This is a genomic window from Paenibacillus allorhizosphaerae (assembly GCF_042659105.1).
GTDB classification, from domain to species: domain Bacteria; phylum Bacillota; class Bacilli; order Paenibacillales; family NBRC-103111; genus Paenibacillus_G; species Paenibacillus_G allorhizosphaerae.
Genome location: NZ_JBHSRV010000016.1, coordinates 22,018 through 37,765, shown reverse-complemented (window position 1 = coordinate 37,765; position 15,748 = coordinate 22,018). Strand labels below are relative to the sequence as shown.

Here is a 15,748-nt window from a genome sequence, read left to right as displayed (position 1 = left end):
AAACAAACTCGAGCTTCCACAGCACGGGTTTGTTTTTTTATTTGGATCTTCCGTTGGCGGCGTGGCGTTTTACGATCCATGACCTGTGCTTGCAGCGATCATCGGTTTATTCGATATCAGCAGCGGGCGGGGAAAATTTCATTTACAGCGTGTCCGCTCCCGCTAATTGCGAATAAAAGCCGGGCAATATCAAAATAATAAGCAAAAAATGGAGAAACGGAGCGTATTATAGTGGAAACCATCAAACCTGTGAAACCGAATCGCACAAAAACAACAAAGAACGACCAAAACGATCAGCTGACCGCGGCCGAGATGGGAAAACTTTGGGCAACGTATATGGGAAATACCATGGCATCCTGCGTGTTGAGGTATTATCTTCAAAATGTGGATGACGAGGATATCCGGGGAATTTTGGATGAGGCCGTTCAGCTGACGGAACGGTTCACCAAGTCCATTGATGACATCTTTACCCGGGGCAAATACCCGATGCCGATCGGATTTACCGAGAAAGACGTAAGCTTGAACGCCCCCCGGCTGTTCGCCGACGAGCTTTATCTTCATTACTTGATCTACGTCGGTAAAGCGGGGATCAGCATCTATGGGACGGCAATACCTCTAATGGTCAGGTCTGACGTTCGTGAATTTTTTACGAATGGGTTGAGCGATTCCATCAAATTACTGAATAAGGTCAACGAATTGTTGGAGATCAAAGGTTACTTGAGCAAGCCGCCATATATCCCTGTCCCCAAACATCCCGAGTTTATACGAAAGAAAAGTTACTTGAACGGTTTTTTTGGAAATGTGCGGCCGCTGCAGGCGCTGGAAATTACCCATCTGCACGATAGCGTTCAGAACAATGCGATCAGTAGAGCCATATTGACCGGATTTACCCAAACGGCCAGTCAGGAGCCGGTCAGACAATTTTTTGTAAGAGGAAAAGAATTGGCCACCAAACATATCGAATCGTTCAGCAAAATGCTTCATCAAGAGGATTTGCCATCGCCTGATCTGCTGGATCACCTGGTGACGGAGTCCACGGTTGCTCCTTTTTCCGACAGATTGATGGTATTCCATAAGCTCGATATGTTTACAATGAGGATTCGAACGTATGGCAACGCGCTGTCTTTCGCCGCCAGACACGACTTGGTCGCCATATTTGCGCGATGCTCGCTGGAGGTTGGCAATTATGCCGAAGCGGGAGCCGATCTTATGATCGAGCACGGTTGGTTTGAACAACCGCCGCAAGCGGCCGATCGGGAGGCTCTTGTGATCAAATAAGCAGAACCGCACCGCCGCTTCCGACATTTCGCGAAGCGGCGGTTGCCGTTGTGCACAGCTGCTTTCAGCCCTTCACGCACAGCGTCTGATCCAGCCATTCGAACAGGCGATGATTGCAATATTGCAGCGCGCCGAAGTGGCAGTGCTCCTCCGCGCCGTCCTCCGCGGTGAAACGCATGAACGTCTTCGGGCATGTAAGCGCCTCGTACAGCATTTCGGGCTGTCCAGCGAAGAAATGATCGGCTTCAGCTTCGCATACGAGGACCGGGCACGGAATGAGGTGCGCCACGCCTTCGAGCGTCATGGGCTCCGTTTTTTCAATGAGCTCGGCAACGGACGCGGCCCGATACGTGAACATGCCGTTTTCGATGGCCCAGCGGATGCCGGTATGATGAGCCATAAGACCGCGGATGAACCGATCCACGTAGACGGGGTCGTTCAGATCGGCGTCGTTCCCCCGGTGCAGCTTGCGGCCGATTTCTCCGAACTGGTTGGAGAACAGTCCGTCGTTCGCGATACATGCGGCCAGCCGATGCTCGAACGCAGCGGCGCGGGGCGCCAAATATCCTCCGAGGCTGATGCCCATCAGCGCGATCCGCGTGGCGTCGACCTCCGGCCGGGTAAGCAAGTAATCGACGACCGGCGTGACGACATTCTCCCAATCGTGGCGGAACGGGATGCGCTGCTCGCGAATGACGGCGCCTTGCCCCGGACCCTCGAAGGTCAGGCAGTGGTATCCCCGCTGCAGCGCGGCAGCTACGACCTCGAAATACAGCTCTTCCCCCGTAGAATCGAAGCCGCCGTGAATGATCAAGGTCGGCCGCGTCGTTTCATCTACTAGGTACAAATAGCCCGGCAGATGCGTGCCCTCATAAGCAATGTCCACCTGTTCGACCGGCATTTCCATCAAACGCAATGCCTCGCGGAACGTGCTCCTGCTTTTGCACCAAGTATCCAAAATGCGCGGGTCCTGCGGATCGCCGTGCAGGAAAAATTCCGCGGTGCGGTAATAATTCGATGCCCGCATATAAAACTCCCGGGCACTGACCCGGTTGCCCCGATCCAGACTTTCGGCCGCCAACCGGTGCATGCGTTCTGCGGTCTTACGCCACTCCGCATACCAACTGTCAAAATTACCTTCTTCAATCCGGTAAGCGGTGGACAAGCACTCGCCGATGTCCGCTCCGCCGTAAGGGGAATAGCTTAACGTGCGCAGCAGCTCGAATGAAAAAGTTTGGTCGTTAAAAATAAGACGCATCATGATCGCTCCTCAAGTAAAGTTGTAGTTGATTTGTTAATAGGTTAATATTAACTTATATCAACGGGAACTATATGTCAATAATAACCTATGTTAAAATTAACTTATTTTTTTGAGGGGGATTATGAATGAGTTCGATTCAATATGCATTGCTCAGTTTATTGGCGAGGGAACAGCTAAGCGGATATGACATGAAGCAGCAAATGAATGGCAGAATTAATTTCTTTTATAAAATTAACAACAATCAGCTGTATCCGACACTTTCCAAGCTGGAATCGGAAGGGTACATTCAGCTTCAATCGCATGAACGCGAGTCGTATCGACCGGCCAAAAAAATATATAAGATTACGGAAAAAGGCATTGAAAGCTTGAAGGCATGGGTCGTGGAACCGAGCGAACCGGGGGCGTGGGACGAGTTTTTGCTTAAGCAGTACAGCTCATGGCTGGTAGAGCCGGAGGTTATGCTTGCTCAGCTGGCCGAGAGGAGAAAAGAGCATGAAGCGCGCCTCGGGCAATATACCGCCAAGGTGGCTTTGCTGCGAGGGCAGGAGGAGCGCATCACGGCCGATCATCCGTTATTTTCGAGCATCGCCGTGATCGAGATGGGGATCCTTTTCGAACGCGGCTACATCGAATGGTGCGATAAAATGATCGGCTGGCTCCGGGAGAATCGGATATAAGGCAGCGCTGCGCAGTCCATCGGCTTCTGCCGTACGGAAACATCGGAAGCCGGTCATGCTATCCGTTCGAATATGACGGAAGTCATCCGGAGGGTCATTACTTCTCGCACTACTGGAACATTCCCGATTTAGCGATAATTCAGTTATAAATCGAATTAAGGGAGTGTTAACATTATGAACGCAACGGTATCATTGGCGATTTCCATCCTTATCTTTTTTTTGATTATCCGCGGACAGCTGCGCGGCATGCAGAAGCCGCTTAAGAAATCCGGGGTCGGTCTGCTGCTGCCGATCGCCTATATATCCACATCGTTATTTCAGTTGATGGATCCGAGCTTGCATATCCGGGAAGATCAAGTTCTTCTTTCGGTGCTTATCGGCGCGGTTATTTCCATTCCGCTCATCTGGACGACGAATTTTGAAGTCAAGGGCACCGGGGATGCTTTTATTAAACGCAGCAAAGCGGTGTTTGTCATCCTGATCGGTGTGTTCGCCCTTCGCTTCGTGTTTGTGGCCGGCTTCAAACTGATCGATCCCGGCACGTTAGGGTTCATGTGCAACCTGGTCACTTTGAGCTATATCGCATTGTGGCGCATCGGCAGCTTCGTCAAATTTCGGAATGCGCTCCGCCATCCGTCTTCCGCCATTCGCGCTTAAGGAAGCGGGAGACAGACGCGGTCCGGGCACAGAAGCGAGCCTCGCGCCCGTTTCTGTGCCCGGCTGCGCGCTTGCCGGTCTATGACAGCCGTTCTCGCAGCACGGCGGCGATGGTCTCGCCCATCTGCTGCGTCCCCAGCAGCTTGTCGGGGTCGTCCGTGCCGCCGCAGAACAAGTCTTGCGTGCGGTAGCCCAGTTCCAGCGTCTGCTGGACGGCGTGCTCGATGCGCGCCGCTTCGGCCTCCTCGCCGAACGTGTAGCGAAGCATCAAGGCGACGCACAGAATCGCGCTGATCGGATTAGCGATATCGCGTCCGGCAATGCTTGGCGCCGAGCCGTGGATCGGTTCGTACAACCCGAACGGCCCGTCCCCGAGACTGGCGGAAGGGAACAGCCCGATCGAGCCGGACAGCACGGAAGCTTCGTCCGACAAAATGTCTCCGAACATATTGCTCGTCAAGATGACGTCGAATTGCCGCGGGTTGAGAATAAGCTGCATGGCCGCGTTATCCACGTGCATATAATCGTTCTCCACCTCGGGATACGAGGCGGCGGTTTCGGCGACGACCTCTCTCCACAAAACGCTGCTTTTCAGCACATTCGATTTGGCAACCAAGGTCACTTTGTTTTTTCTTGTTTTGGCGTACTCGAACGCTCTGACCGCAATTCGCCGAATTTCCGACTCCGAGTAGGCTTCTGCATCGGAATAAACCCGTTCGCCATTCACCACCCGTTCCTGTTTTTCCCCAAAGTACATCCCGGAAGTCAATTCGCGGACGATTAACAAATCGACATCCTTGATCAGGTGCTCCGTGACCGGAGACAGGTACAGCAGCGAATCGAACAGTTTCGTTTCCCGAAGATTCGTATACAAGCGAAAATGTTTGCGAAGCGGCAGGATGGCCCCTTGTTCCACACCCGACCATTTCGGCGAAGCCAGCGCTTCCGGAGGCCCTCCGAACGGGCCTTTGAGCAGAGCGTCGCATGTTTCGGCCTTGCGCAGCGTATCGGCTGGAAGATGGCAGCCGTACTTGTCGTAGGCCTGCCCTCCGGCTTCCAAGGGTACGATTTCAAATGCAAACGGAGAGCGTTCCTCCATAACCCGCAAAATGCGCAGTGCTTCCTTCATAATCTCCGGGCCGATAAAGTCGCCCTCCAGCACGCCGATTCGTTGATTTGCCACGTTCATCCCCTCCAACTGTCATTTTCCGTCTTGATGCTGATTGTAATGGAAGCAATATTATTGGTAAAATATATGATACATATAAAATATATAGAGATTACCTATAAGTGAAACGTTCCGCTGCAAACGCAATAATAAAATCAGAGACGCGATGCGGGGCAGCGGAAGCGTGTTGGAGCGGAGGTGACGGAAGGTGGAACCGTATACGCAGCGGGTCGTTGAATGGATTAAAAGCATACCGGAGGGCTATGTCATGACGTACGGGCAAATTGCCGCGCTGGCCGGCAGCCCCCGAGGAGCGAGACAAGTTGTGCGGATACTGCACTCGTTAAGCCGGGCGCATCGGCTGCCTTGGCACCGGGTGGTAAACGCCAGAGGAGAGATCGCGCTGAAGGACGGCGAATCGCGCATGAAGCAAATGCATTTCTTGCAAAGCGAAGGCGTTGAGGTAAGCGAGGATGGACGCATCGATTTGGAGCGATACCGGTTTATTCCCGATCGGCCGATTACGGATTTTCCTGATGCGTAAGAGCGGAAGTTGCATTCCAATGGATACAAATGGCAAAGCAAGGCTTCATTTTGCGGCCGCAAAAGCCGACAACATAATAGAAGCGGCTACAGCGAAGCGAGAAGACGAGGCTATATGAAGCTCGCTTCGGCTGAGCCCGAACGAGACGAGACCCAACCATTGGTTTGCATTGCACCGTATATATGCAAAGGAGGAACCAACGATGAACAAATGGCACGCCATCCTGCTGTCGGCTTGCTTGCTGCAGTCCGCTATGACGCTGCCGAATGCCGCGTCCGCAGCCGCTGCAGAGAAGCCGGTACGCGTATTTTTGGACGGTAAGCTGATCAAATTCGAAGCGCCGCCGCTAGTCGAGGACGGAACGACGCTGGTCCAGTTCCGGCCCATCTTTGAAAAGCTTGGCTTGCGGATCGGCTGGAACGAGGAAACGCAAACCGTGACGGGAACAAGGGATGATCTGACGATCAACCTGATCATCGACGATACCGACGCCTACGTTAATGACCGGCCAACCGAGCTGGAGCTGCCTCCGCGGCTTGTGGACGGGAATACGTTCGTTCCCTTGAGGTTCGTCGGCGAAGCTTCCGGCAAAGAAGTGACGTGGAACGAGAAGACGTCTACCGTCTATCTCCGAACGCCGAAAGGCACGGGAAAGACGCCGGACCCGTCGAAGCCGGTCAAAGGGGAATACGCGTTCCCTGACGGCACAAAGTACACGGGCCAGCTTGTGAACGGCTATCCCGAAGGAACCGGCAAACTGTACGACGAGAAAGGCAAGCTGTTGTTCGAAGGAACGATGTCGGGCGGGCTGCCAGGCGACGGACGGTCCAGAAGCTATTATGATAACGGACAGCTGGAATTCAACGGAACCGTCAAAGACGGCGTATGGAACGGCGCGGTCAAGCAGTATACGTCAAGCGGCAGTCTGATGTTCGACGGGACGTATGTGAACGGCGAACGTGAAAAAGGGACGCTCTATGATGATACCGGCGACAAATATACGGGGCCGTTCGATAACGATCTTCCGAATGGCACGGGTAAAATCATGTATAAAAGCGGCGACGTCTATGAAGGCGAAGTTGTGGACGGCGTCCGCGAAGGCAAAGGAACGTATACGACGACCAAAGGCGAGAAGGTGGTCGGCGAGTTCAAAAACAACGCGTTGAACGGCCTCGTCTCCCATTATGACAGGAAGGGCACGCTGCTTTCCGTAAGCGAGTATTCGAACGACGTATTGATCAGCAAAGTGGATATGACGGACGGAAGCAGCCCGCTGCCGAACACGATTACGACGACGCAGCCCGCTCCGTTAAAAATCGAGAACGAGCGGCACGACAAGGCGGTCAGCCTGCTTAGAGATCGGTATAACCAGAACAAAAAACAGGTAGAGGATCAGATCGCCCAAATCCGCAAAAACAACCCGGGCACCTACGCCACGAAAGCGGCGTACGATAAAGCGCTCAAGGATGCCAATGCGAAGCAAGAGGAGATCATCGATAAAATGAGTTCGCTGCCGCTCGACAATTCGAAAGCGACCGAGGCGGCCAGAGCGGAGCTGGAGAAACAATTGTTCGAAACGCAGGAGCTGATCGCACAAATTATTGCCAAAGGCTCGGTCCAACAGCAGATCCAGACGTTAAGGGATCAGCTGGCGCTGCTCCGTGACAGCTATACGGCGGACTTGAAAAGAGAAAACGAGCAGCATGCCGAGATGGTTAAAAAGTTGAAATAGCCCCGATTTACCAAGGGGCCATGACACGACGCCTGTCTTCACGTACAGGCGTTTTTATTTTGCAGCAAATCCAGCGGCTTTTTACCTACGATATAACAATAGTTTATTCGAGGGACTCATGCTATACTTAAGCCCTATGCCGGGCATTCAACGCACCGATTCGAAAGGGGAGACCGCGAGAACAAGCGTTTTTCACAAAAAAGAATTTTCCTCGATATTCCGGGAACCGATCACGAGTTCCGGCGTAATACCGGAGGTACAGCCATATGCTTCGACTTGATTCAAGAGAGGAAGATTCATTTTAATGACGTATGAGCAGCAAGGCGGATGGCGCAAAGACATCGCACCCTACGAAAGACCACGAACGCGATCCAGCGTGTGGCAACTCATCAACACCGTTATTCCCTTCTTTACGCTCTGGTACGCTGCTTATTTGTGTTTGTCGGTCTCTTACTGGCTCACGCTTGCGCTGGGTATCGTAGCCGGCGGGTTTCTTGTTCGGATTTTTATTATTTTTCATGACTGCTGCCACAAATCGTTCTTCAAAAACCGGACGGCCAACGACATTGTCGGGACGTTGACCGGTATTCTGACCTTTTGCCCCTACTATCAATGGCGTCACAGCCACTCCGTTCATCATGCGACAAATGGCAACCTCGATAAACGGGGGACAGGGGATATTTGGACTCTGACGGTAGAAGAATATGTGGCTTCGTCTCCTCTGCGGCGGATCATTTATCGACTGTACCGCAATCCCCTCCTGATGTTCAGTATCGGTCCGATCTACATTTTCCTTATCGATTACCGATTTAACCGCAAGCGCGCCGGATTCCAAGAGCGCATGAACACCTACATCACCAACCTTGGCATTGTCGGTATTGCCGGATTGCTTTGCTGGGCGATCGGCTGGGAAGCGTTTCTTCTCGTGCAAGCGCCTGTATTTTTTGTGTCGGGTGTGGCCGGGATATGGCTGTTTTACGTGCAGCACCAGTTCGAGGACAGCTACTTTGAGCTGGAAGAGGATTGGGATTACGTTCGGGCGGCCATGCAGGGAAGCTCGTACTACAAGCTGCCGAAACTGCTCTGCTGGATCACCGGCAGCATCGGCTTCCACCACATTCACCATTTGAGCCCGCGAGTGCCGAATTATTATTTGGAGGCGGCGCATAACGCCAACCCGCGTTTGCAGCAAGTGCAAACGATCACGCTTCAGACAAGCTTGCACTCGCTCAGGCACCGGATCTGGAATGAGCAGAGCAAGAAATTCGTAGCGTTTAAAGACATTCATCCGGATATGTACAAGCGGTATGCAGCGGGGAAACAGGCCCGCTCCCGAGCCAGGTTCGAATCCGGCAGCTAGATGGACCGCATCGCATACAGCGTACACAACGCGTATGGCGCTTACAGCAGCTTCTCGAAGCATAAATACGGCAGCGGCCGAAGCGGGAAGCGAATCTCGCCGATTTCCCGGTATCCGGCCCGCCGGTACATATGGACAGCGCCGGGGTTACCGGTGTATACATCGAGCCGTATGCTCGAATGACCCTGCTCCCGGACCGTATCTTCCGCGAATTGCAGCAGTCGCTTGCCAAGACCGTTGCCTTGATGCTGGGGATGAACGGCCAACCGGTGAATGCAGGCAGCCGAACCTTCGCCGTCGCTCCACGGGAGCGGCGCATATTTCGGGCTTTGAAGGTCGTCGATGACGACAGCGGCAATGACACGGTCTTCCGCTTTCACGCCGAACAAGCTGCTGCGGCGGATGTCGCTTCCGACGACGACGCCGTTCGGATAAAACCAGTCCCATTGACGGATGCCCTGCCGCTGCAGCTCGCCGGTGACGGACCGGTACAAGGATACCACGCTTTTTTTATCCGCAAGGGTGAAGGACACAATCATTGGGCCGCTGCCCCCTCATGCTCGGATCTCCAGATCACTTCCTTCAGCCGCTTGGCGGAATGCTTCCGGTACAGCACGGTCCAAGCGATAGCCACGCCGACGAATCCGTACAAAACGACGTTAGAGATCGCAAGAAACTGGGCCGTCGTGAGCCGGTACACCAGCATCGTGCGCACGGCGGCTTCCAGCAGCAGCAGCATTCCCCATACGAAGGTCATCAGCCGCAGCACATAACGGAAATACGCATATTTCCAGTTGCCGGCGAATTTCTCGGGATTTCCGTTGAAGCGGGCGGCCAAAAAAAACATAAGCGGCCGGTGAAAGAGCAGCGATGCCAGGAAGACGACGCCTACGGCGCCGGTGATCATCGATTCCCGGACGAGCAGCATTTTTTCGCTCCCGCCGAGCGCGACGAGAACGAGCGTAAGCACGAAAGTGAAGAGCATTAAGGAGCCGAACGCGTCCAGCTTGCGGTGCTTGATCAAGTGAACGACGTTGTCCGCGAGCGGGACGAGCGTGGCGATGCAGAGCGCGGTCAAACTTGGCATGTAATCGGACAGCCACACATAGAGCGCCCAAGGCACAATGCCGTTAAGCAGTAAAGTCATAATGACGTACGTACGTTTTGACATGGGATAAACAGCCCTTTCGGAATAATAGATGAGGGAGAACCATCGCGATTACCGGAGTACGCGGAACATGAATTGCGTCACTTCGTGCGCATTCATGCGGCTTCCATCCTGCAGGATCGTATTTTGCACGCGCAGCCCGTACATGAACATCATCATGCCTTCGGCAAGCTGCATTCGATCTGCGGCGGCCGGGATTACGCCGGCGCGCTGTCCGGCTTCGATCCATTTCGAGCAAGTATCGAGCGTATATTGATAGATGCCTTTCATGATGTCGGAAACTTTCCGATCGTCCATCCGGCTGAGCAGGTAAAGGAAAATTTGATTCGTTACATCGTCATGCTGCACCGCCCCAAAGACCCGCTCGGCAATAAGCTGAAGCGGTTCTTCCAAACCTTTCGTATCCGGATGGTCCACCACCTCGTAAAATTTCGCATTCGTTTGTTCGACCCGTGATTGGAGCAGCCGTCCAAGCAGTTCGTCTTTGCCGGTGACATAATGATAAATCGCACCCTTGGATAGACCGGTTCGGCTGATAATATCTTGCAGCGTCGTCTGCCGGCAGCCCTTTTCCCGAATGAGCGCTTCGGCGGTTTCGAGGATGAGCTGGAAGCTTTCGTTTAGTTGAGCCATTGGATTCACACTTTCTTAGGATTGGTTTTTAATGAACAGACCGACGGTCGGTACATGAATATCATATCGTACCGACCGTCGGTCTGTAAAGTGCCGTTTTTGTGGTTTCATCGTTATTCGCACGGTCTTCATTGACAATGAGGTCCAAATCCAATATCTTAACTTCAAGACGATATAAGACGGACATCATTTGTTGAAGAAAGCGGTGAACAGGATGACGATATCTAAGAACGATGCGCTGGATCTTTATATCGCGCTTTCCCGAGCAGGCCAGTGGGTCAATGCACATGCGGATCGCGATATTCGGCAGCATGGCCTCAACCGGACGGAATTCGGCGTTCTCGAGCTGTTGTATCATAAAGGGGCGCAGCCCATTCAGCAAATCGGAGGCAAGGTGCTGATGAGCAGCGGCAACATTACGTATGTCGTCGACAAGCTCGAGCAGAAAAAGTTAGCGGTGCGCAAAGCTTCTACCGAAGATCGCCGCCTGATTTTCGCTGAAATCACCGAGCAAGGAAGGCAATTTATAGAGAATGTGTTTCCGAAGCATACGGAAGTCATCGAGCAGGCGATGAACGGTCTTTCGCCCGAAGAGAAAAGAACGGCGAGCCAATTGCTGAAGAAACTCGGCAAATACGCGCAGGAACATTTTAAATAAATAGTTACTAAATTTTGTTTATTATAGAAACTTTTTACCCCTTTTCGTGTACAAATCTATAAAACCCGAAAGCGGTGAACGGATTGAAGGCTAAAAAAATCGCGATAGTGATCTCCTTATTCACTTGTTTGAACGTAGGCATCTCTTACGCAGGCGCGGCGGGTAAGTTCAAAGATCTCGACATCGCGTCCATTTTCTTCAACGGCCGCGAGCTTTCGTTCAAGCAGGACGACGTTCCGGCGCTTAACGTAGACGGCACCGTTCTTGTGCCGGTGGAGGCCATCGCGGAGAAAGCAAACCTGCTGGCCATACCCGACCCCGATTCCGGGACGACCAAACTGTATAAACCGAATGTCCATATGATATTCGGCCTCGGCGAAAGCAAGGACGGCAAGGGGATTCGCGATTTGTTCGGAAAAGTGAAGAAGGGGGTGCCGATCGACTTCTCGGTATTCGTTCAGGTCGACAACCTCATTCCGGCCATCCGCTCCGTCAAGCTGGATATGGTGGATTCCGCCGGCAATAAAGTCGTTTCTTCCAAAGAGTACGTGCTGCCGGGCAAAGAAGATTTTTGGTACACCTGGGAGCTGAATCATGTGGTGCTGAATTATACGGGGAAATATACGGTCCGCTTCCTCGGCAAGCTCGACAGCGACAATACATATCATGTGCTTTCGGAAAAAAACTTAGTATGCGAGTAGGCCTTCATAAAATGTAAAAGACCAGGGTGGCGAGCCTGGTCTTTTCGGCTATAAAAAAGAATGAGTTCTGCTATTACTATCATGGCTGCTTGCTGAACGTAAATTGCGCGGTTGCCGGGATGTGGTCGGAAGCGAGCGCACGGATCACTTCCGCGCTTTTCAATTGCAGGCCGGGCGTATAAAAAATATAATCGGCTCGGATGCGCGGATTGTCCGCCGGGAACGTATACGTATTCGTTTTATCGGCGAACGCGTCTCTAAAGGCGGCTGACAAATTTTTGATTTCGTCCGAATACGGTGCGGCGTTCAGGTCGCCGACAATGATGGCGTTGCCTCCCTGCGCGCCCACGAGCTTCACGACTTCGGTGGTTTGGCCTTTCCGTTCTTCGGCGCTGAGACCGAGATGCGTGCTGTAATAATGAATCGGGGTGCCGCCGACATCGATGGTCGCTCTCAAAATCCCGCGCTGCTCGCCGCGTTCGCTAGCTTTCAGATTGCTCGGAAGCAGCGTGTTTTTCGAATCCGTAATCGGGTATTTGCTTAAGATCGCCGTGCCATACTGCCGCCGCTGCTCTCCCGGCTTGAGAGGAGCCCGGTCCAGATTGGCGCCGAATGCGTAATGGAACTTCAAGTAGTCGGCGAGCCACTTCGCCTGATCTTCGAATTTGCTTCGCTCCGCCCAATGTTTATCGACCTCCTGCAGGCCGATCACCTCCGCGCCCGAGGCGGCGAGAACGTCGCCGACTCGCTTCAAATCGAGCACGTTGTCCATGCCGATCCCGACATGCATATTGTACGTTAATACTTTCAGCGTGACTTCTTCCTTTTGCGGCGAGCCGCCGGGAGAAGGGGGCGGGGTATTGCGGCCGCCGTAGAGCGAAAGCGCAATGATCGTCACGGCGAGCGCCAGAACGAGCGCTGCTGCGATCCACCGCCAAGGCCGATTCAAGCCTGTAAAATTCAAGATCAAGCCTCCCAAGCGCAGTCTCGGAAAATATATTCGGATGACTAGCGAATGAATATTCTACTATAATAGAAAACGCTTACTTAACAGACGACGGGCGGCAGCTACTTCACGCCGACCCGCATTCTGTAGCTGAAAAGAACATCCAATGACTTTCCGCTAAAATATTGGGCTACCCGCGTTCTGAACGTTTCAATGTCTTCATCAAGCTCGGACGAGCCCAGCTTGAATACCGTTTGCACGCCGCCTTGGCTGAGCGCCAGGCCGACATAACGTTCGGCGTCGAAACGCTCGATGTTGTGGAATAAGATCTCTTTGCAGTAACGGAAGGCGCCGCTGTTTTTGAGATTCGACAGATGCTTGCCTTTATCCCGTTTCAATGCCCGGTCTTCCTCCTGCGCTAGACGGGCGATGATGACGTCGGCTTTGGAAACAAGCCTTTCGTACGCTTCTTCGATGGACCAATGGATCGTGGGCGGCCAATCGCAATCGTAGGCTGCGAATACACCGCCTTCGCGGAGGACGCGGGCCACCTCCCGCAGCGTGCTCTCCGGTTCCATCCAATGAAACGACTGAGAGCATGTAATGACGTCGACTGAGCCGGAAGCGGCATCCAATTGATTCGAGTACCCTTGCACAAAAGAAATGTGGCTCGCGCCGATGCGGTGCAAGTTATCCCGCGCCTTGCCGATCATGTCCGCATTCGGCTCCACCCCGATAATCTTCTGGGCATCGTCCTTCCAGACAAAGGACGAAAGCCCGGTGCCGCAGCCGATATCCATGACGAGCGAGGGCTTCCCGCCGGCGTAATTCGTAAGCACCTGAACCAGCGCTTGCGGGGCTTGCGGGCGGTATTTGTCGTACACATCCTCGTAGCCAGAGAATCGCTCGATATTGTTCTTTAAGTTGCCTTCGGGTATCATGCTTCTCCTCCATTCATTGTCGTATGGTCGCGCTCGATTCGGGATACGGCTTTCATATTCATCGTACCGGAAAATGCTCGGTATGGTATGCCAAATTCCGAAGAGAGCGTGCCATTTTTGAGCAGGTCATATTGTAGATCGTTGCATTCGACGCAGCGCGTCCGTCCTTACCCCAAACGTATGTGGAGCTAAGGATATACGACTATTGTAAGGAAAAAGTTAAATCCGGTCTATAGACTGGCACGCGCGGAACGTTCATGATAAAAACGTTGAAAACGATTAGCGAAGGAGCTCGCGATATGGCATTATTCCAAAATCCGATTTTGTCCGGGATGTATCCGGACCCTTCCGTATGCCGGGTAGGGGACGACTATTATATGGTTACGTCTACGTTCGAATACTTTCCCGGCGTTCCGATCTTCCATTCCAAGGACCTCGTGCATTGGCGGCAGCTCGGCCATGTCCTAGACCGGCCTTCACAGCTTAACCTGGACGGGGTGCAAACGTCCCGCGGCATTTACGCGGCAACGCTCCGTTATCATAACGGCGTGTTCTACATGATCACGACGCTGGTAGAGAGCGCGACAAGCGAGCGTCGCAATTTTTACGTCACCGCCACCGATCCGGACGGCCCGTGGTCCGACCCCCACTGGCTGGAAGACGCGCCGGGCATCGATCCGTCGCTCTTTTTCGACGATGACGGCCGGGCGTATTTTACGGCGAACCGCAGACCGCCGGAAGGGCAGCAGTATCCGAAACATATGGAGATCTACATGCAAGAGCTGGATCTGCAAACCCACCGGCTGATCGGTCCGAAGTATAGCCTGTGGGACGGCGCACTCAAATTCATTCATGCGCAGGAAGGTCCTCATCTGTACAAGGTGGACGGGTACTATTATTTATTCATCGCCGAGGGCGGCACTGGCTTCACGCACTCGGTTACCGTAGCCCGCAGCAAAGAGATCACGGGGCCGTATGAAGGCGCCAAGGCGAATCCGATTCTTACCCATCGCCATCTGGGGCAGGAAGCCGCTATTACGAATGTCGGCCACGGGGATATCGTGCAAACCGGGAGCGGCGAATGGTGGATGGTATGCCTTGGCACCCGCCCGTACGGCGGAGGTTACCGCAACCTGGGGCGGGAGACGTTTCTTGTGCCGCTGCGGTGGGAGAAGGGCTGGCCGGTCGTCAACCCGGGAAAAGGCTTCGTTGAGATGCAGATGCCTTGCCCGGACTTGCCGGTGTGCAAGTGGCCGCTACCGCCGGTATGCGACCAGTTTGACCGTGAGACGCTGGATATGCGCTGGAGCTTTATTCGTACCCCGCGGGGCGACTTCTGGAGCTTGACGGAGCGCCCGGGCCATCTGCGGCTCAGGCTGAAGCCGGATCGGCTCACCGAATGGTCGAATCCGGCGGTGATCGCCCGGCGTCAGCAGCATATGAGCTTCGCAACGCGCACGGTGATGGAGTTTTCGCCGCAGGCGAATGAAGAAGCCGCAGGGCTTGTGCTGCTGCAGACAAGCGATTTTCATCTGCGCTTCGAGTATGCAATGGCGGAAGAGCGGCGGCTGCTGCGCCTGGTGGAATGCCGCAATCGGGAAGAGCGGGTAGTGGCCGCGATTCCGCTCGAGACGCGCAAACTTTACTTGAAGATCGAAGCTGCAGGGCAGCGGCTGCGCTTCGATTATGCGCTTCAAGCGGAAGCGTGGGCATGTTTGTGCGACGGCGTGGACGGCACGCTGCTGAGTCCGGATGTCGCGGGAAGCTTCCTCGGTGCTTATATTGGGCTGTATGCCGGCAGCAATGGGCAAACGAGCGGCAACTACGCCGATTTCGACTGGTTCGAGTACGCGGCGGCGGAATGCTGAATATTTTACAAACTGATGAACGCAGCGAAATTGGGGGGCTCCAGGCAGGAGCCCCCCAATTATTTTGTTTACAAAATAATTGGGCGTATGATATTATTTCGTACAGGAAACATTCGCAGGTGAAATATATATTGGTTTACTAATTTGCGTTTTAAG

16 protein-coding genes are annotated in these 15,748 nt (G+C 53.5%); 9 read left to right on the top strand and 7 right to left on the bottom strand.

Going from position 1 to position 15,748, the window contains the following annotated elements; translation table 11 throughout:
* Positions 1-231: 231 nt before the first annotated feature.
* Positions 232-1,278 carry a DUF3231 family protein gene (locus ACFQI7_RS31980; protein ID WP_230415464.1) on the top strand — a complete coding sequence of 349 codons (1,047 nt, stop codon included), beginning with the start codon at positions 232-234 and terminating at the stop codon, positions 1,276-1,278.
* A 64-nt stretch (positions 1,279-1,342) separates the two neighbouring features.
* Here the strand turns inward: ACFQI7_RS31980 and ACFQI7_RS31975 are convergent, their stop codons facing one another.
* Entirely contained in the window at positions 1,343-2,539 is a 1,197-nt protein-coding gene (locus tag ACFQI7_RS31975; protein ID WP_230415461.1) for an alpha/beta hydrolase family protein, read from the bottom strand.
* Positions 2,540-2,664: 125 nt separating this feature from the next.
* On the opposite strand from ACFQI7_RS31975, the gene ACFQI7_RS31970 reads away from it, so the two are divergent.
* Together ACFQI7_RS31970 and ACFQI7_RS31965 are read left to right on the top strand one after the other, a co-directional pair.
* Positions 2,665-3,216 carry a PadR family transcriptional regulator gene (locus tag ACFQI7_RS31970; protein ID WP_218101832.1) on the top strand — a complete coding sequence of 184 codons (552 nt, stop codon included), beginning with the start codon at positions 2,665-2,667 and terminating at the stop codon, positions 3,214-3,216.
* A gap of 174 nt (positions 3,217-3,390) precedes the next feature.
* Positions 3,391-3,873, top strand: a complete 483-nt coding sequence (locus ACFQI7_RS31965; protein ID WP_218101831.1) for a CcdC protein domain-containing protein — start codon at positions 3,391-3,393, stop codon at positions 3,871-3,873.
* Positions 3,874-3,952: 79 nt separating this feature from the next.
* On the opposite strand, the gene leuB is transcribed toward ACFQI7_RS31965, so the two are convergent.
* Complete coding sequence (leuB, locus tag ACFQI7_RS31960; RefSeq protein ID WP_230415459.1) at positions 3,953-5,056, bottom strand: 3-isopropylmalate dehydrogenase; 1,104 nt, start codon at positions 5,054-5,056, stop codon at positions 3,953-3,955.
* A 193-nt stretch (positions 5,057-5,249) separates the two neighbouring features.
* On the opposite strand from leuB, the gene ACFQI7_RS31955 reads away from it, so the two are divergent.
* The 3 genes from ACFQI7_RS31955 (at position 5,250) to ACFQI7_RS31945 (ending at position 8,677) form a co-directional block, all read left to right on the top strand.
* Positions 5,250-5,585 carry an MGMT family protein gene (locus ACFQI7_RS31955; protein ID WP_218101829.1) on the top strand — a complete coding sequence of 112 codons (336 nt, stop codon included), beginning with the start codon at positions 5,250-5,252 and terminating at the stop codon, positions 5,583-5,585.
* Positions 5,586-5,787: 202 nt separating this feature from the next.
* A complete protein-coding gene (locus ACFQI7_RS31950) occupies positions 5,788-7,317 on the top strand; it encodes a stalk domain-containing protein (protein WP_218101828.1) in 1,530 nt (509 codons plus the stop codon).
* A 304-nt stretch (positions 7,318-7,621) separates the two neighbouring features.
* The gene (locus ACFQI7_RS31945; RefSeq protein ID WP_218101827.1) at positions 7,622-8,677 is read left to right on the top strand and encodes a fatty acid desaturase; all 1,056 of its coding nucleotides are present in this window, start codon (positions 7,622-7,624) and stop codon (positions 8,675-8,677) included.
* 41 nt (positions 8,678-8,718) lie between these two features.
* Here the strand turns inward: ACFQI7_RS31945 and ACFQI7_RS31940 are convergent, their stop codons facing one another.
* Genes ACFQI7_RS31940 through ACFQI7_RS31930 form a run of 3 tightly spaced genes read right to left on the bottom strand, consistent with a single transcriptional unit; the run spans position 8,719 to position 10,478 of the window.
* A complete protein-coding gene (locus tag ACFQI7_RS31940; RefSeq protein ID WP_218101826.1) occupies positions 8,719-9,216 on the bottom strand; it encodes a GNAT family N-acetyltransferase in 498 nt (165 codons plus the stop codon).
* Positions 9,213-9,848 carry a VC0807 family protein gene (locus ACFQI7_RS31935; protein ID WP_218101825.1) on the bottom strand — a complete coding sequence of 212 codons (636 nt, stop codon included), beginning with the start codon at positions 9,846-9,848 and terminating at the stop codon, positions 9,213-9,215. Before ACFQI7_RS31935 ends, ACFQI7_RS31940 begins: the two co-directional genes overlap by 4 nt.
* Positions 9,849-9,896: 48 nt before the next feature.
* The gene (locus ACFQI7_RS31930) at positions 9,897-10,478 is read right to left on the bottom strand and encodes a TetR/AcrR family transcriptional regulator (protein WP_218101824.1); all 582 of its coding nucleotides are present in this window, start codon (positions 10,476-10,478) and stop codon (positions 9,897-9,899) included.
* Positions 10,479-10,692: 214 nt separating this feature from the next.
* On the opposite strand from ACFQI7_RS31930, the gene ACFQI7_RS31925 reads away from it, so the two are divergent.
* The gene (locus ACFQI7_RS31925; protein WP_218101823.1) at positions 10,693-11,136 is read left to right on the top strand and encodes a MarR family winged helix-turn-helix transcriptional regulator; all 444 of its coding nucleotides are present in this window, start codon (positions 10,693-10,695) and stop codon (positions 11,134-11,136) included.
* Between the two features lie 83 nt (positions 11,137-11,219).
* A complete protein-coding gene (locus tag ACFQI7_RS31920; protein ID WP_218101822.1) occupies positions 11,220-11,837 on the top strand; it encodes a hypothetical protein in 618 nt (205 codons plus the stop codon).
* Positions 11,838-11,916: 79 nt separating this feature from the next.
* Here ACFQI7_RS31920 and ACFQI7_RS31915 read toward each other — a convergent pair whose 3' ends face one another.
* Both ACFQI7_RS31915 and ACFQI7_RS31910 read right to left on the bottom strand, forming a co-directional pair.
* Positions 11,917-12,801, bottom strand: a complete 885-nt coding sequence (locus ACFQI7_RS31915) for an endonuclease/exonuclease/phosphatase family protein (protein WP_230415457.1) — start codon at positions 12,799-12,801, stop codon at positions 11,917-11,919.
* Positions 12,802-12,905: 104 nt separating this feature from the next.
* The gene (locus ACFQI7_RS31910) at positions 12,906-13,724 is read right to left on the bottom strand and encodes a class I SAM-dependent methyltransferase (protein ID WP_218101821.1); all 819 of its coding nucleotides are present in this window, start codon (positions 13,722-13,724) and stop codon (positions 12,906-12,908) included.
* Positions 13,725-14,023: 299 nt separating this feature from the next.
* Here ACFQI7_RS31910 and ACFQI7_RS31905 point away from each other — a divergent pair, with 299 nt between their 5' ends.
* Complete coding sequence (locus ACFQI7_RS31905) at positions 14,024-15,592, top strand: glycoside hydrolase family 43 protein (protein WP_218101820.1); 1,569 nt, start codon at positions 14,024-14,026, stop codon at positions 15,590-15,592.
* The last annotated feature ends 156 nt before the right edge of the window (positions 15,593-15,748 follow it).